This window comes from Pseudomonas sp. W15Feb9B (assembly GCF_000828175.1).
In the GTDB taxonomy this organism is placed as follows: domain Bacteria; phylum Pseudomonadota; class Gammaproteobacteria; order Pseudomonadales; family Pseudomonadaceae; genus Aquipseudomonas; species Aquipseudomonas parakoreensis.
Window position 1 is genome coordinate 231,967 of the sequence record NZ_JTKF01000018.1, and the last position, 25,216, is coordinate 257,182.

Annotated in this window: 18 protein-coding genes and 1 pseudogene; 1 reads left to right on the forward strand and 18 read right to left on the reverse strand. The window is 61.5% G+C overall.

The annotated features are described in order from the left end of the window. Positions 1 to 13 precede the first annotated feature (13 nt). The 9 genes from OC71_RS11240 to arcD (OC71_RS11280) all read right to left on the reverse strand — a co-directional run bounded on the left by OC71_RS11240 (position 14) and on the right by arcD (OC71_RS11280) (position 12,309). Positions 14 to 1,390 (reverse strand): L-serine ammonia-lyase, encoded by a 1,377-nt coding sequence (locus tag OC71_RS11240; protein WP_041068596.1) that lies wholly within the window; start codon positions 1,388 to 1,390, stop codon positions 14 to 16. A gap of 200 nt (positions 1,391 to 1,590) precedes the next feature. After that, positions 1,591 to 4,443, reverse strand: a complete 2,853-nt coding sequence (gene gcvP, locus OC71_RS11245) for an aminomethyl-transferring glycine dehydrogenase (RefSeq protein WP_041068599.1) — start codon at positions 4,441 to 4,443, stop codon at positions 1,591 to 1,593. Positions 4,444 to 4,454: 11 nt separating this feature from the next. Next, positions 4,455 to 4,838, reverse strand: a complete 384-nt coding sequence (gcvH, locus tag OC71_RS11250; RefSeq protein ID WP_003227486.1) for a glycine cleavage system protein GcvH — start codon at positions 4,836 to 4,838, stop codon at positions 4,455 to 4,457. Positions 4,839 to 5,273: 435 nt separating this feature from the next. Beyond that, the gene (locus tag OC71_RS11255) at positions 5,274 to 6,782 is read right to left on the reverse strand and encodes a sigma-54-dependent transcriptional regulator (RefSeq protein ID WP_041068602.1); all 1,509 of its coding nucleotides are present in this window, start codon (positions 6,780 to 6,782) and stop codon (positions 5,274 to 5,276) included. Between the two features lie 196 nt (positions 6,783 to 6,978). Then, the gene (locus OC71_RS11260; protein ID WP_041068604.1) at positions 6,979 to 7,341 is read right to left on the reverse strand and encodes a DUF5064 family protein; all 363 of its coding nucleotides are present in this window, start codon (positions 7,339 to 7,341) and stop codon (positions 6,979 to 6,981) included. A 63-nt stretch (positions 7,342 to 7,404) separates the two neighbouring features. Then, positions 7,405 to 8,334 carry a carbamate kinase gene (gene arcC, locus OC71_RS11265; RefSeq protein ID WP_041068605.1) on the reverse strand — a complete coding sequence of 310 codons (930 nt, stop codon included), beginning with the start codon at positions 8,332 to 8,334 and terminating at the stop codon, positions 7,405 to 7,407. 176 nt (positions 8,335 to 8,510) lie between these two features. Continuing rightward, a complete protein-coding gene (locus OC71_RS11270; protein ID WP_041068606.1) occupies positions 8,511 to 9,521 on the reverse strand; it encodes an ornithine carbamoyltransferase in 1,011 nt (336 codons plus the stop codon). Positions 9,522 to 9,590: 69 nt separating this feature from the next. Continuing rightward, complete coding sequence (gene arcA / locus OC71_RS11275) at positions 9,591 to 10,847, reverse strand: arginine deiminase (protein ID WP_041068607.1); 1,257 nt, start codon at positions 10,845 to 10,847, stop codon at positions 9,591 to 9,593. Positions 10,848 to 10,881: 34 nt separating this feature from the next. Beyond that, the gene (gene arcD, locus OC71_RS11280; RefSeq protein ID WP_041068609.1) at positions 10,882 to 12,309 is read right to left on the reverse strand and encodes an arginine-ornithine antiporter; all 1,428 of its coding nucleotides are present in this window, start codon (positions 12,307 to 12,309) and stop codon (positions 10,882 to 10,884) included. Positions 12,310 to 12,734: 425 nt separating this feature from the next. On the opposite strand from arcD (OC71_RS11280), the gene arcD (OC71_RS11285) reads away from it, so the two are divergent. Next, complete coding sequence (arcD, locus tag OC71_RS11285; protein WP_041068612.1) at positions 12,735 to 14,162, forward strand: arginine-ornithine antiporter; 1,428 nt, start codon at positions 12,735 to 12,737, stop codon at positions 14,160 to 14,162. A 157-nt stretch (positions 14,163 to 14,319) separates the two neighbouring features. On the opposite strand, the gene OC71_RS11290 is transcribed toward arcD (OC71_RS11285), so the two are convergent. From OC71_RS11290 to gap, 9 genes and pseudogenes are all read right to left on the reverse strand, one after another. Beyond that, a complete protein-coding gene (locus OC71_RS11290; protein WP_041068615.1) occupies positions 14,320 to 15,666 on the reverse strand; it encodes a CoA transferase in 1,347 nt (448 codons plus the stop codon). A gap of 188 nt (positions 15,667 to 15,854) precedes the next feature. Beyond that, positions 15,855 to 16,610 (reverse strand): methyl-accepting chemotaxis protein, encoded by a 756-nt coding sequence (locus OC71_RS28735; protein WP_371260381.1) that lies wholly within the window; start codon positions 16,608 to 16,610, stop codon positions 15,855 to 15,857. Between the two features lie 150 nt (positions 16,611 to 16,760). Then, positions 16,761 to 18,068: pseudogene (locus OC71_RS28740) on the reverse strand (cache domain-containing protein); the annotation flags it as partial. A 289-nt stretch (positions 18,069 to 18,357) separates the two neighbouring features. Further along, positions 18,358 to 18,750 (reverse strand): YbaN family protein, encoded by a 393-nt coding sequence (locus OC71_RS11300; RefSeq protein ID WP_041068620.1) that lies wholly within the window; start codon positions 18,748 to 18,750, stop codon positions 18,358 to 18,360. A gap of 168 nt (positions 18,751 to 18,918) precedes the next feature. After that, positions 18,919 to 19,515: a biliverdin-producing heme oxygenase gene (locus OC71_RS11305; RefSeq protein ID WP_041068623.1), complete on the reverse strand. Its 597-nt coding sequence runs from the start codon at positions 19,513 to 19,515 to the stop codon at positions 18,919 to 18,921. Between the two features lie 114 nt (positions 19,516 to 19,629). Next, positions 19,630 to 22,215, reverse strand: a complete 2,586-nt coding sequence (locus OC71_RS11310) for a TonB-dependent receptor (protein ID WP_041068625.1) — start codon at positions 22,213 to 22,215, stop codon at positions 19,630 to 19,632. 122 nt (positions 22,216 to 22,337) lie between these two features. Further along, on the reverse strand, positions 22,338 to 23,303 hold the full coding sequence (locus OC71_RS11315; protein WP_041068628.1) for a FecR domain-containing protein: 966 nt from the start codon (positions 23,301 to 23,303) through the stop codon (positions 22,338 to 22,340). A 124-nt stretch (positions 23,304 to 23,427) separates the two neighbouring features. After that, on the reverse strand, positions 23,428 to 23,946 hold the full coding sequence (locus OC71_RS11320; RefSeq protein WP_041068631.1) for an RNA polymerase sigma factor: 519 nt from the start codon (positions 23,944 to 23,946) through the stop codon (positions 23,428 to 23,430). Positions 23,947 to 24,135: 189 nt separating this feature from the next. Beyond that, the gene (gap, locus tag OC71_RS11325; RefSeq protein WP_041068634.1) at positions 24,136 to 25,137 is read right to left on the reverse strand and encodes a type I glyceraldehyde-3-phosphate dehydrogenase; all 1,002 of its coding nucleotides are present in this window, start codon (positions 25,135 to 25,137) and stop codon (positions 24,136 to 24,138) included. Positions 25,138 to 25,216 lie beyond the last annotated feature (79 nt).

Consider the following 25,216-nt stretch of genomic DNA (forward strand, 5'->3'; position numbering starts at 1 on the left):
AAGAGGGGACTAATTAGCATTCGATAATGTTGACTGCCAGACCGCCGCGGGCGGTCTCCTTGTATTTGCTTTTCATGTCGGCGCCGGTCTGGCGCATGGTGCGGATGACCTTGTCGAGCGAGACGAAGTGTTGCCCGTCGCCGCGCATGGCCATGCGCACCGCGTTGATCGCTTTCACCGAGCCCATGGCATTGCGCTCGATGCACGGCACCTGCACCAGCCCGCCAATCGGGTCGCAGGTCAGGCCGAGGTTATGTTCCATGCCGATTTCCGCGGCGTTCTCCACTTGCTGCACGCTGCCGCCGAGCACTTCGCACAACGCGCCGGCGGCCATCGAGCAGGCCACGCCGACTTCGCCCTGGCAGCCGACTTCGGCGCCGGAGATCGAGGCGTTTTCCTTGTACAGAATGCCGATGGCGGCGGCGGTCAGCAGAAAGCGCACCACGCCGTCATCGTTCGCACCCGGGATAAACCGCATGTAGTAATGCAGCACCGCCGGAATAATCCCGGCCGCACCGTTGGTCGGCGCGGTGACCACGCGCCCGCCGTTGGCGTTTTCTTCGTTGACGGCGAGGGCGTAGAGGTTGACCCAGTCGAGCACCGACAGCGGATCGCGCAGCGCCGATTCCGGGTTCTTGCACAGCTGTCGATGCAGTGCCGCCGCCCGGCGCTTGACCTTCAGCCCGCCCGGCAGAATGCCTTCGTTGCGACAGCCCGCGGCGACGCAGTCCTGCATCACTTGCCAGATTTTCAGCAGACCGGCGCGGGTCTCGGCCTCCGGGCGCCAGGCGCTTTCGTTGGTCAACATCACCTGACTGATCGACAGGCCGTAGGTGGCGCAATGGCCGAGCAAGTCCTTGGCGCTTTTGAACGGGAAGGTCAGCGGTGTGGCGTCTTCGACAATGCGGTCAGCGCCGGCGGCATCCTCATCGACGACGAAACCACCGCCGACCGAGTAGTACTCGCGGCTGCGGATCTGAATACCGGCTGCATCGAATGCGCGAAAGATCATGCCGTTGGGGTGATAGGCCAACGGTTTGCGGATCATCGCCAGGTGTTCTTTCTCATTGAAGGCAATGCCGTGTTCGCCGAGCAGATTCAGCCGGCCATTGCCACGAATATCCTGCAGGCGCGCGGCGACAGTTTCGGTATCGACGGTGTCCGGGTGTTCACCCTCAAGACCGAGCAGAACAGCCTTGTCGCTGCCGTGACCTTTGCCGGTGGCGCCGAGCGAGCCGTACAACTCGACTTTGACGGTGCTGGTGGCCGACAGCAGGTCATCGCGGCGCAGGCCTTCGGCGAAGCGCGCAGCGGCACGCATCGGGCCGACGGTGTGGGAGCTGGAAGGGCCGATGCCAATCTTGAACAGGTCGAACACGCTTAACGACATGAGTGGTTCTCCGGTTTCTTGTTATAGGAATTGGCGGAATATCAGGCTTGATGCGTTTCTTGTGGGAGCTGGCTTGCCAGCGATGGCGGTGTGTCAGGCAACAGAGATGGAGACGATCCACCCTCATCGCTGGCAAGCCAGCTCCCACAGGGATTTGTGGTGTTCTGGAGAAAGGGGCAGGTGACCTGCCCCTCTTTCGTTTAAGCGTAGCTTTCGATCGACGGGCAGGCGCAGACCAGGTTGCGGTCGCCGAACACGTTGTCGACGCGACCGACCGGCGGCCAGTACTTGCCTTCGATCAACGACGCCACTGGATATACCGCTTGCTCGCGGCTGTACGGGTGCGTCCACTCGCCGACCAGCTCTGCCGCCGTGTGCGGGGCGTTCTTCAGCGGGTTGTCGTCCTTGTCCAGCGTGCCGTTTTCCACTGCGCGGATTTCTTCGCGGATGCGGATCATGGCGTCGCAGAAGCGGTCCAGTTCTTCCTTGGATTCGCTTTCGGTCGGCTCGATCATCAGCGTGCCGGCCACCGGGAACGACATGGTCGGGGCGTGGAAGCCGAAGTCGATCAGGCGCTTGGCGACGTCATCGACGCTGATGCCGCTGCTGTCTTTCAGCGGGCGCAGATCGAGGATGCATTCGTGCGCCACCAGACCGTTGCTGCCGGTGTACAGCACTGGATAGTGCTCTTCCAGACGACGGGAAATGTAGTTGGCGTTGAGGATTGCCAGTTGCGAAGCCCGCTTCAGACCGGCGCCACCCATCATGCGAATGTACATCCAGGTGATCGGCAGAATGCTCGCGCTGCCGAACGGCGCTGCGCAGACCGCGCCTTCCTTGCGTTGCATCCGGCCATGGCCCGGCAGGAACGGGGTCAGGTGCGACTTGACGCCGATCGGGCCGACGCCCGGGCCGCCACCGCCGTGCGGGATGCAGAAGGTTTTGTGCAGGTTCAGGTGCGAGACGTCGCCGCCGAACTTGCCCGGTGCGCAGAGGCCGACCATCGCGTTCATGTTGGCGCCGTCGATGTACACTTGGCCGCCGTTGTCGTGAATGATCCCGCAGATTTCGCGGATGCCTTCTTCGAACACGCCGTGGGTCGACGGGTAGGTGATCATCAGCGCTGCGAGGTGTTCGCGGTGCTCGATGGCTTTGGCGCGCAGGTCTTCGATGTCGACGTTGCCACGGGCATCGCACGCGGTCACGACCACGCGCATGCCGGCCATGTTGGCGGTGGCCGGGTTGGTGCCGTGGGCGGACGACGGGATCAGGCAGATGTCGCGGCGCTCGTCACCACGGCTCTGGTGGTAAGCGCGGATTGCCAAGAGACCCGCATATTCACCCTGCGAACCGGCGTTCGGTTGCAGCGAGATCGCGTCGTAACCGGTGGCGGCGCAGAGCATCGCTTCCAGTTCATCGGTCAGTTGCTGGTAGCCGGCGCTTTGCTCGGCCGGAGCGAACGGGTGCAGGGCGCCGAATTCGGCCCAGGTCACCGGAATCATTTCGCTGGCAGCGTTGAGTTTCATGGTGCACGAGCCCAGCGGGATCATGGTGCGATCCAGTGCCAGATCCTTGTCCGCCAGTTTGCGCAGGTAGCGCATCAGCTCGGTTTCCGAGTGATAACGGTTGAACACCGGGTGGCTGAGGATCGGCGACTGACGCACCAGCGCCGCCGGGATGGTGCTGTGCACCGAAGCGGCCAGTGCAGCGAAGTCCGGCAGGGTCTTGCCGTCGGCGAATAGGCCCCACAGCGTTTCGATGTCAGCCTGAGTGGTGGTTTCGTCGACCGACAGGCCCAGACGCTGAGTGTCGATTACGCGCAGGTTGATCTGTGCAGCGTGCGCCTTGTCGTGCAGCGCGGCAGTGTGCGCGCCGGTGGCGAGGGTCAGGGTATCGAAGAAGCTTGCCTGTTCGACGGTCTGGCCCAGTGCGCTCAGGCCCTTGGCGAGAATCGCGGTCAGGTGATGCACGCGGTTGGCGATCTGGGTCAGGCCTTTCGGGCCGTGGTAGACCGCGTACATGCTGGCGATGTTGGCCAGCAGCACTTGCGCGGTGCAGATGTTCGAGGTGGCTTTCTCACGGCGGATGTGTTGCTCGCGAGTCTGCATCGCCAGGCGCAGGGCCGGCTTGCCGAAACGGTCAACCGAAACACCGACCAGACGGCCCGGCATGTCACGCTTGAATGCATCCTTGGTGGAGAAGTAGGCGGCGTGCGGGCCGCCGAAGCCCAGCGGTACACCGAAGCGTTGCGCCGAACCGATGGCGACGTCCGCGCCGAACTCGCCTGGAGCGGTCAGCAAAGTCAGGGCCAGCAGATCGGCAGCCACGGCCACCAGCGCGTTGGCGGCGTGGAAGCGCTCGGTCAGTTCGCGGTAGTCGAACAGGTCACCGTTGCTCGCCGGGTATTGCAGCAGCGCGCCGAAGAACGGCGTGACATCCGTCAGTTCACGCTCATCGCCAACCACCACTTCGATGCCCAGCGGCTCGGCACGGGTGCGCAGCACGTCGAGGGTTTGCGGGTGGCTGTGGATCGAGGCGAAGAATTGGTGGCTGCCCTTGTTCTTGCTCAGGCGTTTGCAGAAAGTCATGGCTTCGGCAGCGGCGGTGGCTTCGTCGAGCAACGAGGCGTTGGCGATCGGCAGGCCGGTGAGGTCGCTGATCAGGGTCTGGAAGTTCAGCAGCGCTTCGAGACGGCCCTGGGAAATTTCCGGCTGGTACGGCGTGTAAGCGGTGTACCAGGCCGGGTTTTCCAGCAGGTTGCGCAGGATCGGCGACGGCGTGTGACAGTTGTAGTAGCCCTGGCCGATGTAGGTCTTGAACAGCTGGTTCTTGCCGGCGATGGATTTGATCATCGCCAGGGCGTCGGCTTCGCTCAGGCCGTCGTCCATGCCGAGCACGCTGGTGCCCTTGATGCTTTCAGGAATGACGCTGGCGCTCAGCGCTTCGAGCGAGTCGAAACCGAGGCTGTTGAGCATGGCTTGCTCGTCACCGGCGCGCGGGCCGATGTGACGGGCGATGAATTCGTTGGCAGTGCCGAGGTTTACTTGGGTCATGTCGTTACTCCTCAGGCTTCGGCTTGGGCTTTGATCAGACGGTCGTAGGCGTCCTGATCCAGCAATTTCGCCACCGCCGAGGCGTCGCTTGGCTGGAAGCGGAAGAACCAGCCTTCGCCCAGCGGATCTTCGTTGACCAGTTCCGGGCTGCCGTCCAGTGCCGGGTTCACTTCCACAACTTCACCGTCGAGCGGCATGTACACGCCGCTGGCGGCTTTCACCGATTCCACGGTGGCGGCTTCAGCGCCTTTTTCGTAAGCCTGCAGCTCAGGCAGTTGCACGAACACCACGTCGCCCAGGGCGTTCTGCGCGAAAGCGGTGATGCCGACAGTAACGCTGCCGTCAGCTTCGGTGCGCAGCCATTCGTGATCTTCAGTAAAACGCAACTCGCTCATGGAAACTCCTAAGGGGCCAGACTCGTCTGGTGGACGCGGTGGAAGGCGTGGGCATGAAAGCCCTGATTTTATGAGCGGTTACTTAGCAAGAACGCGGCCATCTTGGATTTATCTATATAAAACAATGGCTTATTAATTATCTGTGAGCCTGAAGAAGGGATAGCTGTAGCGAAATCGCTACAGATCAGGGCGGGGAGAAAAGCTGAAGCGGATCAAAGCCTTGCACAGCGGTCGCTGGCGAAGGGTGTAGCGATATCGTTCCGCTGTAGCGCTTTCAGTACAGATGGAGGTCGTTTTTGAACGGATTTCGAATCCGTCACAGAACTCTGTGGGAGCTGGCTCGCCAGCGATAGCGCTGGATCAGTCACCCTCAATGGTGCATGTGCCGACGTCATCGCTGGCAAGCCAGCTCCCACAGGGAAATTTACGGTGAGTTTAAGACTTGCCCGGAATGCCGTACTTGCGCAGGCGATGGGCAATCGCGGTGTGCGAGGTCTGCAGGCGGCTGGCCAGTTGGCGGGTCGAGGGGTAGCTGGCGTAGAGTTTTTCCAGCAGCGATTTTTCGAAGGACTCGACGGCTTGTTCAAGGCTCTCGACGTCGCTGTCGGTCTGCCGCGCCACCGAAGTGCCGGCAATGTCGAGGTCACCGATGTCGACCAGGCTGCTTTCGCAGATCGCCGCCGCGCGGAAGATCACGTTCTGCAACTGCCGCACGTTGCCCGGCCAGCGGTTGCCGAGCAGTGCCGGATAGGTACCGGGCGCGAGGCGACAGACCGGCCGCTGAATCTGCGCACAGGCCTGCTGCATGAAGTAGCGCGCCAGCAACAGGATGTCCTGACCGCGTTCGCGCAGCGGCGGCACTTCGACGTTGAGCACGTTGAGGCGATAGAACAGGTCTTCGCGGAACAGACCTTCGCTGACCATTTTCTCCAGGTCGCGGTGGGTCGCGCTGAGGATCCGCACGTTGACCTTCACCTCGCGATCGCCACCCACCCGGCGGAAGCTGCCGTCGTTCAGAAAGCGCAGCAGTTTCGCCTGCAAGTACGGCGACATCTCGCCGATTTCGTCGAGAAACACTGTGCCCTGGTTCGCCAGTTCCATCAGCCCCGGTTTGCCGCCACGCTGCGCGCCGGTGAAGGCGCCGGGGGCATAGCCGAACAGCTCGCTCTCGGCGAGGTTCTCCGGCAGGGCCGCGCAGTTCAGGGCGAGGAACGGCGCACTGTGTCGCGCACTGATCGCATGGCAGGCGCGGGCCACCAGCTCTTTGCCGGTGCCGGTTTCGCCCTGAATCAGCAGTGGCGCATCGAGTGCGGCGACCCGTTGCGCGCGGGCCTTGAGGGTACGGATCGCCGGGGATTCGCCGAGCAGCGCATCGAAACCTTCGGCATGGTCGTGGTGCAACGCCGAGAGCTGTTCGCCGATACGGTTCGGTTGATACAGGGTCAGTAGCGCGCCGGCGTCGGTGATCGGCGTGGCGTCGAGCAACAGGGTCTGGCCGTTGACGGTGATCTCGCGCAGCGGCAGACGGAAGCCTTGTTCGAGCAGGGTTTCCAGCAGGCCGGGATCGTTGAACAGTTCAGAGACGCTTTCACCCGCCGGTTCGCGTCCGTACAGCGCGATCAGTGCCGGGTTGGCCAGCAGCACTTTCCCGGCGCTGTCGAGGGCGAGCACCGGATCGGTCATCGCCGCGAGCAATGCATCGAGCTGCAGGTGCCGACGCTGGCCGGGGAGGATGTCGACCACCGTGACCGCTTCGACACCGCGCACCCGAAACAGCGCATCTTTGAGTTCTTCGAGCACTTGCGGGCTCAAGGTCGGGGCGTCGATGTAGACGTTGGGCGGAATCATCTCCACCGCATCCAGATTGAGATTGCGCCCACCGAGGATCGCCAGGACTTCCTGGGTGATGCCGACGCGGTCGATGAAGCTGACGTGGATACGCATGGGGCGGTTCAGTGTTCTGGAATGCGGAGGGGGGCAAGTATGCCTTGGGGCGGGGGATTGGTGAAATGGACAACGATTTTCCGGGCAACTCAAATCCCCGGTGGGAGCGAGCCTGCTCGCGAAAGCGGTGTGTCAGAAGTGAAAATATTGACTGACAGATGGCTTTCGCGAGCAGGCTCCTCCCACAGGGGAATGGTTATTCGAAGTGCTCGGGATTGACCGGATCTCCGGATTGCATATTCAACTTCTGCCGAATGTCCTCAAACATCAGGTCGTAATGCTTGTGCACCGAGCCGATCTGGCTGTGAGCCTTTGGAATCCCGTACTTCTCGGCAATCCGGGTCACGTCGCGGGCGAAGTTGTAAGCCTCTTCCTTGGGCAGGAAAAACGCTTCCTTCATGTCCTTGCCCTGCATATTGCCGTGCAGGGTGAACTGTATCCCTTTGCCTTTTTGCGGATCGGTGAACACTTCATAGTCGAGGCACAGGTCGTAACTGACGTCATCTGGCGTCAACGCATGTCGCTCGATGTGCAAATGACCGGGGTTGAATATGGCCATGGGTTTCTCCTTCTCAAGGCATGGGAGAAGGGCAGACCCTGGGCCTGCCCCCGGAGTTTCTGGTTATCGATAGCTGATGCCCGGCTTCGCGGTGCTGACACGGGTTCCGGCGGTGCCCTGAACGATGGCTTCGATGTCCGCCAGCGAACCGATCACTGCGACCTTGCCAGTATGGCGCGCGAACTCGCAAGCTGCCTGTACCTTCGGCCCCATGGAACCGGCGGCAAAACCGAGGCGTTCCAGTTCGTCCGGGTGCGCTTCGGCGATGGCTTTCTGGGTTGGCTTGCCGTAATCGATGAATGCCGCGTTGACGTCCGTGGCGATCACCAGCAAATCGGCCTCCAGTTGCTCGGCCAGCAGCGACGAGCACAGATCCTTGTCGATCACCGCCTCGATGCCCTTGAGGTTACGGTGCTCGTCGTACATCGTCGGAATGCCGCCGCCACCGGCGCAAATCACGATGCTGCCCTTGTCCAGCAGCCACTTGATCGGACGGATTTCGAAGATGCGTTTTGGCCGAGGGCTGGCCACCACGCGGCGGAATTTGTCACCGTCCGCAGCGATGGCCCAGCCTTTTTCAGCGGCGAGCTTTTCTGCTTCGGCTTTCTCGTAGACCGGGCCGATCGGTTTGCTCGGGTTCTGGAAGGCCGGGTCCTTGGCGTCGACCTCGACCTGGGTCAACAGGGTGGCGAACGGCACCTCGAAGTCCAGCAGGTTGCCCAGTTCCTGTTCGATGATGTAGCCGATCATGCCTTCGGTTTCGGCACCGAGCACGTCCAGCGGGTAAGGGGTGACGGAGGTGTACGCCGCCGCTTGCAGCGACAGCAGGCCGACTTGCGGGCCATTGCCATGGGCGATGACCAGTTGGTTGCCAGGATGGATCTTGGCGATTTGCTCGGTGGCGATGCGGATGTTGGCGCGCTGGTTGTCAGCGGTCATCGGCTCGCCACGGCGGAGCAGGGCGTTACCGCCCAGAGCTACGACGATGCGCATAATGCATGTCCTTCTGGAAAACAGTGAAAGCTCGCAGGACGAATGCGGTCCCTGTGGGAGCCGGGCTTGCCCGCGATGGCGGTGGATCAGGCAACGTTGTCGCTGGCTGACACACGGCATCGCTGGCAAGCCAGCTCCCACAGTGACCGTGTCGTGTCAGTGAGAGCTGTATTGGTTTACAGATCAGCCAGGGTCGAGACCAGAATCGCCTTGATCGTGTGCATGCGGTTTTCCGCTTGCTCGAAGGCGATGCAGGCGGGCGACTCGAACACGTCGTCGGTGACTTCGATACCGTTGGCCAGGTGCGGGTACTGTTCGGCGATCTGTTTGCCGACCTTGGTATCGCTGTTGTGGAACGCCGGCAGGCAGTGCATGAACTTGGTGCGCGGGTTGCCGGTGGCTTTCATCAGATCGGCGTTGACCTGATACGGCAGCAGTTGCTGGATACGCTCGGCCCAGGCTTCCACCGGTTCGCCCATCGACACCCAGACGTCGGTGTGGATGAAGTCGACGCCTTTGACCGCCGCTTTCGGGTCTTCGGTGAGGGTGATGCGTGCACCGGATTCTTCCGCGTATTTCTTGCAGCGATCCACCAGATCGTCATGCGGCCACAGGGCTTTTGGCGCGCAGATGCGCACGTCCATGCCGAGTTTGGCACCGACCAGCAGCAGCGAATTGCCCATGTTGTTGCGCGCATCGCCGAGGTAGGCGTAGCTGATTTCGTGGATCGGCTTGTCGGCGTGTTCACGCATGGTCAACACGTCGGCGATCATCTGCGTTGGGTGATATTCATCGGTCAGGCCGTTGAACACCGGCACCCCGGCGAACTTCGCCAGCTCTTCGACAATTTCCTGTTTGAAGCCACGGTACTCGATGGCGTCGTACATGCGACCCAGCACGCGGGCCGTGTCTTTCATGCTTTCCTTGTGGCCGATCTGCGACGAGTTCGGGTCAATGTAGGTGACATTGGCGCCTTGGTCATAGGCCGCCACTTCGAACGCGCAGCGGGTACGGGTCGAGGTCTTTTCGAAGATCAGGGCGATGTTGTTGCCCTTGAGGTGTTGCTGCTCGGTGCCGGTGTATTTCGCGCGTTTCAGATCGCGGGACAGGTCGAGCAGATAACGCAGCTCGCGCGGGGTGTGGTGTTCCAGGCTGAGCAGGTTACGGTTGTGGATGTTGAACGCCATGATGATTCTCCTTGGATTCGGTAATCGGCCCGACCGCTACGGGGTAGGTGCGGCCGGGGAGATGGTCGTTTAGTAATCGATTGGGTCGCGGATGATCGGGCAGGTCATGCAGTGGCCGCCGCCGCGACCACGGCCGAGTTCGCCGGCGCTGATGGTGATGACTTCCACGCCTGCCTTGCGCAGCAGGGTGTTGGTGTAGGTGTTGCGGTCGTAGCCGATGACCACGCCCGGTTCCACCGCCACCACGTTGTTGCCGTCGTCCCATTGCTCGCGTTCGGCAGCGAAGCTGTTGCCGCCGGTTTCCACCACGCGCAGCTTCGACAGGTTGAGGGCTTTGGCCACGGTGTCGAGGAAGCTGCCTTCTTCGCGGCGGATGTCGATGCCGCCCTGTTTGCTTTCGTCAGGGCGCAGGGTGAACGCGACGATCTGGTTCACCACTTCCGGGAAAATCGTCACCAGGTCGCGGTCGCAGAAACTGAACACGGTGTCCAGGTGCATCGCGGCGCGGGACTTCGGCAGGCCGGCGACGATGACTTTCTCCACGGCTTTGTTCTTGAACAGGTTCAGCGCCAGTTGGCCGATGGCCTGTCGGGATGAGCGTTCGCCCATGCCGATCAACACCACGCCGTTACCGATCGGCATCACGTCGCCGCCTTCCAGCGTCGAGCTGCCGTGGTCCTTGTCCGGATCGCCGTACCAGATCTCGAAATCGGCGTTGGTGAATTGCGGATGGAATTTGTAGATGGCAGTGGTCAGCAGGGTTTCCTGACGGCGCGCCGGCCAGTACATCGGGTTCAGCGTCACGCCACCGTAGATCCAGCAAGTGGTGTCGCGGGTGAACTGGGTGTTCGGCAGCGGCGGCAGGATGAAGCTGGAGTGGCCGAGGAAGTCGCGGAACATCTGGATGGTCTTGCCACCAAAGCTGTCCGGCAGATCGTCGGCGGACACGCCACCGATCAGGAATTCGGCGATGTGCCGTGGCTCAAGGCTTTTCAGCCAGGATTTGACTTCGCTGATCAGGCCCAGGCCCACCGAATCGGCAGTGACCTTGCGCTCGAGGATCCAGTCCAGTGCTTCCGGGATGGCGACGATGTCGGTCAGCAGGTTGTGCATTTCCAGCACGTCGATCCCGCGTTCACGCATTTTGGTCACGAAGTCGAAGTGGTCGCGCTTGGCCTGGGCGACCCACAGCACGTCGTCAAACAGCAGTTCGTCGCAGTTGTTCGGGGTCAGCCGCTGGTGGGCCAGACCTGGGGAGCAAACCATGACTTTGCGCAGTTTGCCGGCTTCGGAATGGACGCCGTACTTAACTTTTTCCGTGGTCATTGCAGTGATCCTCCAGAGGTAAAAACTTGGGCAATTACAGGGTCAGGAAGCCGTCGTAGAGACCGTAGGCTGCCACCAGGGCACCGACGACCACCGCAGCGAAAATCAGCTTCTCGACGTTGGTGAAAACCGCTTGTTTGAGTTCGAGCTTGGCCTTGGCGAACAGGATCGCGCCGGGGGCATACAGCAGGGCCGAGAGCAGCAGGTACTTGACCCCACCGGCATACAGCAGCCAGACCGCGTAGATCAGGGCGATACCACCGATGATCAGGTCCTTGCGGCGCTCGGCGGCGAAGCCTTCGTAGGTTTCGCCGCGTACGGCGAGCAACAGGGCGTAGGCCGCCGACCACAGGTACGGCACCAGAATCATCGAAGTGGCGAGGTAGATCAGCGACAGGTAAGTGCTGGCCGAAAACAGGGTGATGATCAGGAACAACTGAACCATCGCGTTGGTCAGCCACAACGCATTGACCGGTACGTGGTTGGCGTTCTCCTTGCGCAGGAACTCCGGCATGGTGTGGTCTTTGGCGGCGGCGAACATGATCTCCGCACACAGCAGCACCCACGACAGCAGCGCGCCCAGCAGCGAGATGATCAGGCCGACGCTGATCAGCACCGCGCCCCAGTGACCGACCACGTGCTCGAGCACGGCCGCCATCGACGGGTTCTGCAGTTTGGCCAGTTCCGGTTGGGTCATGATGCCCAGCGACAGCACGTTGACCAGCACCAGGAACAGCAGCACGGTGATGAAACCGATCACGGTGGCCTTGCCGACGTCGGAGCGTTTTTCCGCCCGGGCCGAGAAGATGCTCGCGCCTTCAATGCCGATGAACACCCACACGGTGACCAGCATCATGTTGCGCACCTGGTTCATCACGCTGCCCAGATCCGGGTTTTTCACGCCCCAGATGTCAGCGGTGAAGATGTCCAGTTTGAAGGCGAAGACCGCGATCAGGACGAACAGCAGCAGCGGTACGACCTTGGCGACGGTGGTCACGAGGTTGATGAACGCCGCTTCCTTGATTCCGCGCAGCACCAGGAAATGCACGGCCCACAGCAGCACCGAGGCGCCGATCACGGCGGCCACCGTGTTGCCTTCGCCGAAAACCGGAAAGAAATACCCGAGGGTACTGAACAACAGAACAAAGTAACCGACGTTACCCAGCCAGGCGCTGATCCAGTAGCCCCAGGCGGACGAGAAACCCATGTAATCGCCGAATCCGGCCTTGGCGTAGGCGTAGACGCCGCCGTCCAGGTCAGGCTTGCGATTGGCGAGGGTTTGAAAGACAAAAGCGAGGGTGAGCATGCCGACAGCGGTGATGGCCCAACCGATCAGCACCGCACCGACGTCGGCGCTGGCGGCCATGTTTTGTGGCAAAGAGAATATCCCGCCACCGATCATTGAACCGACTACCAATGCAACCAGTGCACCGAGTCGTAGTTTTCCGGGAGCTTCAGACATTGCATGACTCCATTGCAGGAGAGAAGAGTTCACAGCGTAGTGCCGTTGTCTGTTCAAACAGCTGACTTAGATCAGTTCATGGCCACATTCCATTGTTAATGAATGACTTATGAAAAGGCTGATGGCATAAAGCTGCTGCCCGAAGAGGCCCATTCCAGAGGCTTGCGGCAGATGTGGTTGGGAATTTCTCCTATTACTTTGGAATTATCACGCTAGTTGGTTTTCAGCTTTTGGCAAATTTTTCACATCTGTTTTCAGTACAGAATTGATTTATCAGGATCAGCGCACAAAACTGTCTCGACGTGCTATGCGTTAGCGTCAGTCGCTATATATAAGTGGGTATTGGTCGGCATTACCTGATAAGCGTCATTCGGTATCAGACATTTAGTTAATAGTTGTTACAAAATGAATTAAGGGAGACAAGAATGTCGCAACCGACGCAAAAGCTGCGCCTTGGTGCGTTGATCGCCCTGGTTGTAGGTTCGATGATTGGCGGGGGGATTTTTTCCCTGCCGCAGAACATGGCGGCGCGCGCCGATGCCGGGGCGATCCTGATCGGCTGGGGAATCACCGCCATCGGCATGCTGACCCTGGCGTTCGTGTTCCAGACCCTCGCCAACCGCAAGCCTGAGCTGGACTCCGGCGTCTACGCCTACGCCAAGGCCGGGTTTGGCGACTACATGGGTTTCTCGTCCGCCTGGGGTTACTGGATCAGCGCCTGGCTGGGCAACGTCGGTTATTTCGTGTTGCTGTTCAGCACGCTCGGTTACTTCTTCCCAGTGTTTGGCCAGGGCAATACGCCGGTCGCCATCGGCTGTGCGTCGGTGCTGTTGTGGGCCGTGCATTTTCTGGTGATGCGCGGGATCAAGGAGGCGGCCTTCATCAATCAGGTGACCACGGTCGCCAAGATCGTGCCGCTGATCATGTTCATCGTGATTGCGGCGGTGGCGTTCAAGGCCGATATCTTCACCCGCGACATCTGGGGCCGAAGCAACCCGAGCTTCGGCGGGGTGATGGATCAGGTGCGCAACATGATGCTGGTGACGGTGTTCGTGTTCATCGGCATCGAGGGCGCCAGTGTGTACTCGGCACGGGCGGAGAAACGCACCGATGTCGGCCGCGCCACGGTGATCGGTTTTCTCGGCGTGCTGGCGCTGCTGGTGCTGGTCAATGTGCTGTCGCTGGGGATCATGAGCCAGCCAGAACTGGCGACCCTGCAAAACCCGTCGCTGGCGGCGGTGCTGGAACACATCGTCGGGCCATGGGGCGCGTTGTTGATCAGCCTTGGGCTGGCGGTGTCGCTGCTCGGCGCGTTGCTGTCGTGGGCGTTGTTGTGCGCCGAAATCCTGTTTGCCACGGCGCGGGACAAGACCATGCCCGCGTTTCTGAAAAAGGAAAACGCCAACCACGTGCCGGTCAATGCGCTGTGGCTGACCAACGTGATGATTCAGATTTTCCTGCTGATCACGCTGTTTTCCGCCGGCACCTACACCAGCCTGATCTACCTCGCCTCGTCGATGATTCTGGTGCCGTACCTGTGGTCGGCGGCGTACGCGGTGTTGCTCAGCGGGCGTGGCGAAACCTATGAACATGCCTCGGCCGAGCGCACCAAGGACCTGCTGATCGGCGGCATAGCGCTGTGCTACGCGGTGTGGCTGTTGTATGCCGGCGGGGTGAAATACCTGCTGCTGTCGGCGCTGCTGTATGCGCCAGGCGTGGTGCTGTTCGCCAAGGCCAAGCATGAGCAGGGCGAGCCGTTGTTCACCCATGTCGAGAAGGTGATTTTCACCGGCGTGATCATTGGTGCGGGGTTGGCAGCGTATGGGTTGTACAGCGGGGTGTTGTCGTTGTGAGGTTGACGCTCGCCTTTCGGTGACCCGGATTATGTGTTGTCAGTTGTTGCCACATCGCTGGCAAGCCAGCTCCCACAGTGTCCGTGTCGAGCACAGGGTTTGTGAACATCCCTGAACCTGTGGGAGCTGGCTTGCCAGCGAAGAGGCCTCCATGGTTTCACCATAGCGGGCTGTGTGCACCCAATTCTGTGGCCGGCAACTGCCATTGCAGCGGCGTCCCGCTGATCTTCACCGGTACCAGCAAGCGGTGCGCAGGCCCCCAAGGTGTTTGTTCCAGAAGCGGGTTCTGATCCTGCGCATCTTCAGACCGCAACGCTTCGCTCGACCCCGGCCCCTGTTCGATCAACAGCTTGGCGGTGCGCGCCAGCGACAAGCGTGCCGAGCCACCTCGACCCGTCTTCAAACGTTGCGTCAACAGCTGGATCGCACTCGCCGCCAGCAGATAACCGGTTGCATGGTCCAGCGCTTGCACCGGCAGCGGCGTCGGTTGATCCGCGTGCTTCCAGCGTTGCCCGGCCTCGGCGATGCCGCTGCTCATCTGCACCAGGCTGTCGAAGCCACGGCGGTTCTGCCACGGGCCGCTCCAGCCGTAGGCGTTGAGGCAGACGTCGATCAGCCCCGGCGCCAGTTGCCGCCGGCGCTCGGAGCCGAAGCCGAGGTGTTCCAGCGCGTCGGCACGGTAGCCGTGCACGAGGATGTCGGCGTCCTGCAACAAGTGTTCAAACACCACGCGATCTGCCGGTTGCTGCAGATCCAGCCGCGCGCAGCGTTTGCCAAGGGTCATGTCCGGGATAACGCCCGGTTCGTTCCAGGTCGGCGGATCGATGCGCAGCACATTGGCGCCGAGACCGGCAAGGAAACGGCTGGCAGTGGGGCCGGCAAGCACGCGGGTCAGGTCCAGCACCTTGAGGCCGGCCAGCGGCCGCGCTGCCGAGCCTTGCCAGGCGTTGGTGTGTTCATCCTGCGCATCGAGGAAATGCACCAGCGGTTCGGCACTCACTGCCAGCCCCTGCGGATGCTGCTGCCACTGCGCCCAACTGCGCATTTCGGCGGCGCAGCCGTTGGCGTCGACGACTGCTTGTTCCAGATCGGCACTGCGCCATTGCGCGACGTTCGCTGCCATGGCGGCACGGTCGGCGCAGGTGCCCAGTACGCGTTCGGCGGCGGCGCGGTGATGCGGGGCGTTGGTGTGCAGGCGGATCCAGCCGTCCTCGGTTGCGTAGTCACCGGCCACCGGATCCCACAGCGGCGGAACGTTCCAGCCCATCGGACGCAGCGAAGTGGCGAACCAGAACGAGGCCAGACGTCGATCGACTTCCACCGGGGGCAAGTGCCCGGTCTGTTGCCGGAGCAGTTCGCTGACGGCCTGCCCGGCAGCGCCGATGCTGGCGCAGGCCAGGTCGGTCACGGCGAATGCCGAGGGCAGGGCGCCATGGCCCGTGAACGGAATCGGCGTGTGGGGCAAGCCGAGTGCGGCTTGAATGGACGTGAGTAGATCAGTCATCGAAGGCCCTCCGGGAGAGAGGGCGATGATAGTGCAAAAGAATCTCGGGCCAGATGAAATTCCGGACAACCCACGCTGCCCCCTGTGGGAGCTGGCTTGCCAGCGATGACGGTGGATCAGTCAGTACATGAGTGACTGACACACCGCAATCGCTGGCAAGCCAGCTCCCACAGGGACGGTGGTGATTATCAGACGCGGAACTGGTCCATCAGCTTCATCTGCTGGCTCGCCAGGGCATTCAACTGACTGCTGATCGCCGCTGATTCAGTCGCCTGCTCGGTCAGCGTTTCAGTCACGGTGCGAATCGCCGAGACGTTGCGGTTGACCTCTTCGGCCACGGCGCTCTGTTGTTCGGCGGCACTGGCGATCTGCAGGTTCATGTCGCTGATCACGGTGACCGCGTCGCTGATCTTGCCCAGCGCGTCCACGGCCTGACGGATCTGCCCGGCGTTGTTGTGTGCCTGGGTCTGGCTCGAATGCATGGTCGCGACCACGCCACGGGTGCCGGTCTGGATGCGCTCGATGACGATGCGGATTTCTTCCACCGAATCCTGAGTGCGCTTGGCCAGGTTGCGCACCTCGTCGGCGACCACTGCGAAACCACGACCGCTTTCCCCGGCGCGGGCCGCTTCGATGGCGGCGTTGAGCGCCAGCAGGTTGGTCTGTTCGGCGATGCTGCGGATCACTTCCAGCACCGAACCGATCTGCTCGCTGTTGACCGCCAGTGCTTCGACCTCGGTCACCGCTTTGCTGACTTCGTCGGCCAGTTGATTGATGTCGCGGGTGCTGCGTTCGATGATCGACATGCCGTCGCGGGCCGACTGATCGGCGCCCTTGGCGGCGTTTGCTGCGTTCGACGCGCTGTTGGCGACGTCGTGGGCGGTGGCGCTCATTTCGTTGGACGCGGTGGCGACCTGATCGATTTCGCGGAACTGCACCTGCATGCCTTCGCTGGTCTGGCGGGCGATTTCCGAGGACTGATCAGCAGTGCCACGCGCTTCGGTGATGCTCTGTTTGATCTGGGCGATGGTCGGTTGCAGCTTGTCGAGGAAGCGGTTGAACCAGTTCACCAGTTCGCCCAGTTCATCCTTCTTGCTGTAGTTCAGGCGCTGGGTCAGATCGCCTTCACCGCTGGCGATGTTCTTCAGCATTTCAGCGACACTGTTGATCGGCCGGGTCACGCCCGAGGCGGTGAGCCAGATCAGCAGCAAACCGATCAGACCCGCGACCACGGCCACCAGCAACGCGCTGACCAAACCGCTTTTCTGCGCATCGTCGAGCACCGCTTGCAGCTTGACCGAGTCGGCCAGCAGCACCTGTTTCGGCAGGTCGATGACCACGCCCCAGGCCCGCGAATTGCCAATCGGATCGACCGGGTACACCGCGCGAATCAGCTCGCCCTGTTCAAGAATCTTCGGCGTACCGCTGCTGACCAGTTGCAGCAGGTCCTTGCCGTCGGCGCCGAGGGTATCGCTGATTTTTTTGCCGACCCTGGTCGCGTCGGAACTGTCGGCGCCGAGTACGCCGCTGCCGGAGACGATCAGCATGTGCCCGGCGTTGTTGAACAGGTCGCGCTGGGAGTCCACCGCCGCTGCTTGCAGGGCATCGAGGGCGATATCGACGCCGACCACACCGATGGCCTTGCCGTCGACGATCAGCGGCACGGAAATGGTGGTCATCAACATTTCCTTGCCGCCCACGGTGTCGGCGTACGGGTCGAGCAGGCAGGTACGCTTGTTGTCGCGAGGGCAGGTGTACCAGCTGTTATACGGCGTGCCGCTGACGCTGAGGGTGGTCTTGGTCATGTCTTCTTCGACCATGATCGTGTTCAGCGCGGACCCGGCAGCGCGGCTCCAGTAGGTCGCAAAGCGCCCGGCTTCGTTGGACTGGCGCGCGGCGTCGTTGACGAACTCGCTGTCCTTGCCATCGAGGCCGTTGGGTTCGAAGGCGAGCCAGATGCCGAGCACCTTGTCGTTGCGCTCGAACGCGGTTTTCAGGCTCTGGTTCAACTCTTCACGCAGGGCACCGGCGTCCAGCGAACGCTTGGCGGCCATCACCCGCATGTCCTTGATCTGGTCGGCCAGGGCAGTGATCACCGTCAGGCTTTCGCCAAAGGTTTTCTGTACCCGCACCGCTTGCTCGGCTGCCTTGGCCTGCAACAGGTTTTGCACACTGGCGGTGAGCATCTTGCTGCTGGAGTCACTGACCAGATCGTCGTTTTGGTTGGTCTGGTAAATGTTCATGCCGACGATCAGCGCAACCACACCGAGCAGACACAGACCGGAGAGCAGGACGATTTTCAGGCGAATGGAAAGAGAGTCGAACATGGGGCGATCTCGTGAATGAATGAGCAGGTGGCCACGGGATGAACTACCCGGTTCGCCAAATCCATTCAGCGCCATGCATTGCTCATCGGCGCACAGCGACCGCGCATGAGTTGCTTGCCGACGAACGGTCAGCGCTAAACGTTTGCGCAGGGGATTGTGCTGAAAAGGCGATTAATTACAGGGAAGTTTCAGCCGGGTGACGCTGAGGAACTGGTGATGATAAGGCTGTTGTGGCGAGGGAGCTTGCTCCCGCTGGAGTGCGCAGCGCTCCCCAGCATGCTTGCCGATTCACCGCATGCGGAGGTTTTGCGACGGCTTCGCCGCCGAGCGGGAGCAAGCTCCCTCGCCACAGGGAATCTATGAGTCAGGAGGAGGCGATGGTTTCCGGGCGCGACCAAATCCACAGATTGCCCAGGCTCATCCCGGCAATCGCCAGATACACCGGCCAGCCGTGGTCGAGCATCACCAGCATCAGTGTCGCGCACAGCAGCATGCTGACGGTGGCGCTGACCTTGGCCTTGCGCGCGATGATCTTGCCGTTGCGCCAGTTGCTCAGGATCGGCCCGAACAGCCGATGGTTTTCCAGCCAGGCGCTCAGGCGCGGCGAGCTGCGGGTCGCAGCCCAGGCGGCGAGCAGGATGAACTCGGTGGTCGGCAGGCCGGGCACGACGATGGCGATCAGGCCAATGCCGAGGCTGACGTAGGCCAGCAGGCCGAACAGCAGACGGGCGAGTTTTGAGGTGGCGGGTTGCGGCATGGGCTCGGGGTTGCAGTGAGGCGAAACGGGAATCTTACAGACTTGTGGAGACCCCTGTGGGAGCTGGCTTGCCAGCGATAGCGATGTATCAGTCGAAATAGATCCTGTCTGACCCGCCGCCATCGCTGGCAAGCCAGCTCCCACAGGGTTTTGTGTTGTGCCGGTAAATCAGGCCGGTTCGGCTTCGGTGGCGTAAGCCTGTTCCAGCAGCACGGTGAAGCGGTTGAACGCGTCGATTGCGCCTTGCTCGACTTCGGCTTCCTCTTCGGCGGTGAACGGCAGGGAGTCGAGAGTACGCACGAAGCTTTTCCAACCCTCGGCGCGGCCACCTTCCGGTTCACCGAGGTGGCGGGCGCCGAAGGTTTCGCTCAGCTCCAGCGCCACCGCGCGTTTGATCAGGAACGCTGCGCCAAGCTTCGAACCTTCGGAGACGAAGATCCAGCCGAGGGCACGGGCCTTGCTCGGGTTTTTCAGCGCGCCGGCCACCGGTGGCGGGATGTCGGTGTCGAGATCCGCCAGGTCAGCCTTGGCCGCATCCGCGCGGCAACGGGCCGGCAGATCCGGGACGATTGCAGCCAGTTCGGCGTTGTTATAGAAATCGACCAGTTCCGACTGGAACAGGTACTGCGCGACCACGAAACGCGCGAAGTTGGCGCGGGTTTCGAACGGCGCGTGGGCCTTGACCAGGGCGTCGAGCTTGCTGTGCGGCTCGTGGGTGATCTGGTTCAGGCGCTGTGAACGCAGGGCTTTTTCCGAAGTGGTCATGGGGGTGTCCTTGATAAAAGAGAGGCGCTTGATAACGAGACGAACGGGCAGCTGCCCAACCGTAAAAAAAGCCCCGCGACGCGCTGATCAATGCGTATCGCAGGGCTGTGCGGATCAGATGTCCCAGATCAGATTGATTGCGAAGTTGCGGCCCGGCTGGGTCAGACGATCGAGGTTGGCCGGCTGCGTTACAGAGGCTTCGCCAACGCTGTCGTAGCCGCGCACGTCATCCCACAGCCAGTACTTCTTGTCGGTCAGGTTGTAGATGCCGCCGCTGACCGTGACGTCGTCGGTGACTTTGTAATAGCCGGCCAGATCGAGAATGCCGAAGCCCGGGGTCTTGAACTGGCTGCTGACGCCATCCGGCGACTTGAAGTTGCTGTCGTCGACGCGGTCCTTTTTCTTCACCACGGTCCAGCTCAGCAGGCCGCCGTAATTGTCCTGGTCGTAACCCAGACCGAATACGCCAGTCAGCGGATTGACGCTGTTGAGTGGCTCGCCGTTGTCGTTGTTGCGACCGTAGGCGTAGGCGATCGAGCCTTGGGTGTAGAGGCCTTGCGGCGTGCCGAACGCATCGAGGTTCAGACGACCTTTGACTTCGGCGCCCTTGATGGTCGCGTGTTTGATGTTGCTCGACTGGAAGGTCAGCTCGTCGTAGCCAGGCGTGACGGCGTCTTCGTTGATGAAGTCGCGGTACTTGTTATAGAACACCGCCACGTCGAACGAGCCTTGCTCGAAGTTGCCGCGCAGACCGGTTTCATAGCTTTTGCTTTTTTCCGGTTCCAGGTTCGGGTTCGGCGCCACGTTGTAGCCGGTGGTGCTGTTTTCAAAGCGCCCGTACAGCGCTTTCGCAGTCGGTGTACGGAAGCCTTCGGCGTACTGGCCGTACCAGGTGTAGTTGTCGGTCAGGGCGTAGGTCAGGCCGAATTTGGGCGAGACTTTGTGCCAGGTCTTGTTCTCGTCGCTGACGGTGCCGTTGCCGTCGGCGGCCACGGTGTTGAGGAATTCTTCAGTGATGTGCGGCTTGAGCTGGGTGTAGTCGTAGCGCAGGCCCGGCAGGAAGGTCCATTTGTTCCAGCTGATCTGATCCTGGGCAAACAGGCTGTAGGTGTTGATGGTCGGGTCCGGGAAGTCGCTGGATTTTTTCAGCACGTCTGCCGCACTGGTGGCGCCGATGGCGGTGCAGCCACGGCCGACTGCCAGGCATTTGCCGTCGCCACTGCGCGAGCCGGTGACCTTCTGCTGTTTGATCGTGGTGCCGTAGGTCAGCACGTGATCGGTGTCACCGATGGCGAAGGCCTTGTCCAGTTGCGCATCGAATACCCACTGTTTTTCCTCGTAGACCGTGTCGCGGGTGCGCAGCACTTTACGGGTCATCGGGTAGTAGAACTCTTCAGTGCTCTGGTCGGTCTTGGCGATCTGGTGGTTGAGGCTCCACTTCACGTTGTCGGCCAGCAGGCTGTCGAGGGCGAAGCTGTGTTCGAGGCCGAAACGCTCGCGGGTGATGGTGTCGTTGCCGGTGCGCCACTGGTACATGCCGCCGGGCAGCACGCTGTTGGGGATGGTCGGGGCACCGTTGAAGTACGGGCCGCCGTAGGCACTTTTCTGATCAGTGTCGCGGTCGTCCTTGTACTTCTCGTAGGTCAGGCCCAGACGCGAATCGTCGTGGTAGTTCCAGCCGATCTTGGCCAGCACGTTGGTGGCTTTGACGTCTTCCGGGTTGGCGGCGGTGCGGGCGAGGCCGGTGCCGTTGTTGCTGCCGTAGGAATCGGTTTCGTGACCGTCGCGCTGGCTGAAGTGCAGCAAGCCGTCGAACTGCTCGGCACGCCCGGCAACCGTGGCGGATTTCAGCCAGCTCTCATCGGCGGAGCTGTAGCCGGTCTTCAACCGGGCACCGACATCTTTGCCGGGCTTGATGATGTCGTCCGGGTCGAGGGTGTAGTAGCTGACGGCGCCGCCGATGGCGTTGCTGCCGTACAGCACCGAGGCTGGGCCCCGGAGGATTTCCACGCGTTTGACGATCTCCGGATCGACGTAATTGCGCTGGGTCTTGGCGTACGGGCCGTTGAAGAAACCGTCCGGCACCTCGACGCCGTCAACCTGAGTGAGGATGCGGTCGCCGTCGATGCCGCGAATGTTGTAGCCACTGATACCGCCGCGCTGACCGGCGCCGCCGACGGACACGCCCGGCTCGTAGCGCACCAGATCCTTGAGGGTGTTGACGTTGTTGCGGTCCAGATCCTGCCGGGTCTGCACGGTGACAGTGGCCGGCACGCTGTTGACCGACTGTTCCTGGCGGGTGGCGCTGATGGTCACCTGATCCAGATTCAAGGTGCCGCTGGTGCTGCGTTTTTCCAGCACCACGTTGTTGTTGCTCAGCTTGCGGAAGCTCAGGTTGGTCCCCACCAACAGGCGTTCCAGGGCTTTCTCCGGCGGCAGCGAACCGCGCACGCCCGGCGACGACACGCCCTGACCCAGTTCCGCCGGCAAGCCGACCTGCCAACCGGTCACGCTGGTAAAGGCATTGAGCGCCGACACCAGCGGTTGCTGGCCGATCGAGAACGAGTAATCACCCATGTTGCGTGCCGGTTGCTCGGTGGCAGCCATCAGCGGTGCGGTGCCGGCCATGAGGATGGCAGCCGTCAGCAGCGACAATACGCGGGAAGGGGAAGCAGTCTGGCGGGTAAGGCGAGAGGACATCGATAGCGCTCCGTGTCGCACGAATCTTTATAGGTGCTGATCCGCCTCCGAAGATGCGAATCAATTGCATTGGCTATAACGAGACGAACGGGGTTTCGCTATCGAGTAAAAATAATTCTCATTTAGTTCAGGATCACCAGCGCCGGGAATTCCTGCAGGCGCGCCGAGGTGATGTGGGCGAGGGAACGTACGACGTCCAGCGGCTGGTCGAGACGGTAATTGCCGGTGACGTTGACGTCGGCCAACTGCTCGTTGGTGTTGATGATCCAGCCCGGGTAGTAGCGGCGCAGTTCGGCCAGCACCTTGTCGAGCGGACAGTTTTCAAAGATCAATCGGCCCTGGACCCAGGCCAGGTCGGTGGCGGCATCGAGTTTGGCCGGACGATCGAAACCGTTGGGGCCGATACGGATGCTTTCGCCGGCGCTCAAACGCACGCGCGCGTCATTGTGGGTGGCACGCAGATCGACATCGCCGCGTTGCACATTGACCTGCGCCACGCCGTCCAGATAGCGCACGGCGAACGCGGTGTCGCGCACGCTGGCCTGCACCGGGCCGGCATCGATTTCCAGTGGCTGAGCCCGGTTGGCCGCTACCTCGAAAAACGCTTCGCCCTGATACAGCCGCGCCACGCGCTGGCGCTCATTGATGCTGCTGGAAAAGGCCGAATTGGTGTTGAGCAGCACCTTGGAGCCGTCCTCCAGTTGCAGGCGCTGACGCTCGCCGACCACGGTCAGATGATCGGCCTGCAGGCGCATCGGCAGATTGCTGAAACTGAACAGGCCGAGGATCAGCACCGCAGCAGTCGCCAACGGTTTCCAGTGCGGGCGCAGACGTTTGATGAGCGTCACTTTCGCGGGTTTCGCAGCGAGACTCTGCGCGCATTGCACCACTTGCGGCCCGTCCCAGATCGCCTGGGCCCTGGCGAACGCCTCGGCATTCAACGGATCGGCCGCCAACCACGCGTGAAATTGCCGGGTCTGCTCTTCGTCCGCACTGCCGAGCACAATGAGCCAGTCCAGAGCCTGGTCCATTGCACGGGCAGCGTCCTGCGCCGTGTCGGGCGAAGGCGGGCGGTGGGTGTCCGTCACGGTGTTTCCTCGGCAGTGTCTGTGCACGGCTGTTTTTTTAGTGAAGCGTAAAAGTCGGGCAAGGGTAGCAAAGCCCGCTGATCAGTGCAGTCGATGCTGATGCTGACAGAAATCGCCTGCGACCTCAGGCACCATTCAAGCGCTCGGCGACACCGATGCAGATCGACATGATCAGCTTGAGTTCCTTCTGCACGGTGCTGAGCGACACGTTCAACTCGTCGGCGATTTCCTGATAACTGTGCCCGTGCAGGCGGCTGAGGATGAAAATCTGCTGCTGACGCGGGCTGAGTTGACTGAGGCTCACGTTCAGGCGCTCCAGCAATTGTTCAGCGTGGGCGGCGTCTTCGGCGCTGCTGGCGGGGGCGGCGACGCTGTGCACCACGTCCTGCGGCACGTCATCAACCATGGTTCGCGAATGGATCTTGCGCGCACGCAGGTGATCCAGCGCCAGGTTGCGCGCGGTCTGGAACACGAAGGGTTCAAGGTGATCGATGGCGCGCTCGCTCAACGCCCGCGTGACGCGCAGGTAGGTTTCCTGCAACAGGTCTTCGGCGGTGCTGTGATTGTTGACCATCCGCTCGATCGTACGCAGCAGGGATGTGCGCTGAGAGAGGAAGACGTGATTGAAGCGCGATTGACTCACGGGGGAACCTGATCCATTTCGAGCGAATGATAATGCTTATCATCTAGTCGAGTGGTCAACCCCTGATTTTGAATACAACGAAAAACCTTGTGGGAGCGAGCTTGCTCGCGAAGGCGTAGTGTCAGGCAATTCAACTTGCGACTGACCCAGCGCTTTCGCGAGCAAGCTCGCTCCCACAAGGACAGGGAATTATTCGGCGTTGCAGAGCGCCAGGCAGTTATCCAGCATGCGGTTGGAGAAGCCCCATTCGTTGTCGTACCAGGCCAGCACCTTCAGCAGTTTACCGCTGGATTTGGTGTGATTGGCGTCGAAGATCGACGACAGCGGGTTGTGGTTGAAGTCGCTGGAAACCAGCGGCAACGTGCTGTAACCCAAAATTTTCGAGTGTTGGCTGGCGGCTTTCATCAGCGCGTTGACTTCGTCGGCCGTGGCTTCCTTCTTCAACTGCACAGTCAGGTCCACCAGCGACACATTGATCACCGGCACCCGCACGGCCATGCCAGTCAGTTTGCCCGCCAGTTCCGGAAGCACCAGGCCTACCGCTTCGGCGGCGCCGGTCTTGCTCGGGATCATGTTCTGCGTGGCCGAACGCGCGCGGTACGGGTCGGTGTGATAGACGTCGGTGAGGTTCTGGTCGTTGGTGTAGGCATGAATCGTGGTCATCAGACCGCTTTCAATGCCCAGCTCGCGGTGCAGCACCTGCGCCACGGGCGCCAGGCAGTTGGTGGTGCACGAAGCGTTGGAGATGATCTGGTGCGACTGGCGCAGAATGTCGTGGTTCACACCGTAAACAACGGTAGCGTCGGCGCCTTTGGCCGGGGCCGAGATGATGACTTTGCGCGCGCCGGCAGTAAGATGCGCGGCCGCTTTGGCGCGGTCGGTGAACAGACCGGTGCATTCGAACACCACATCGATCTTTTCCGCGGCCCATGGCAGCTCGGCCGGGTTGCGAATGGCGCTGACCGCAATGCGGTCGCCATTGACCGTCAGGCTCTCATTGTCATGGGCCACTTCGGCGTCGAATGTGCCGTGAACGGTGTCGTATTTGAGCAGATGGGCATTGATGGCGCTGTCGCCCAGATCGTTGATGGCGACGATTTGCAAATCCTGTCGATAGCCTTGGGTATACAGTGCGCGCAGGACATTACGGCCGATGCGGCCAAAACCATTGATTGCGATTCGAAGAGTCATTGAACAGCGCCGCCGTCGTTTTGTTGTTGGAATTACAAGATTATTCGCATAAAAATAGAAAACAAGCCTTTTTAGTGGC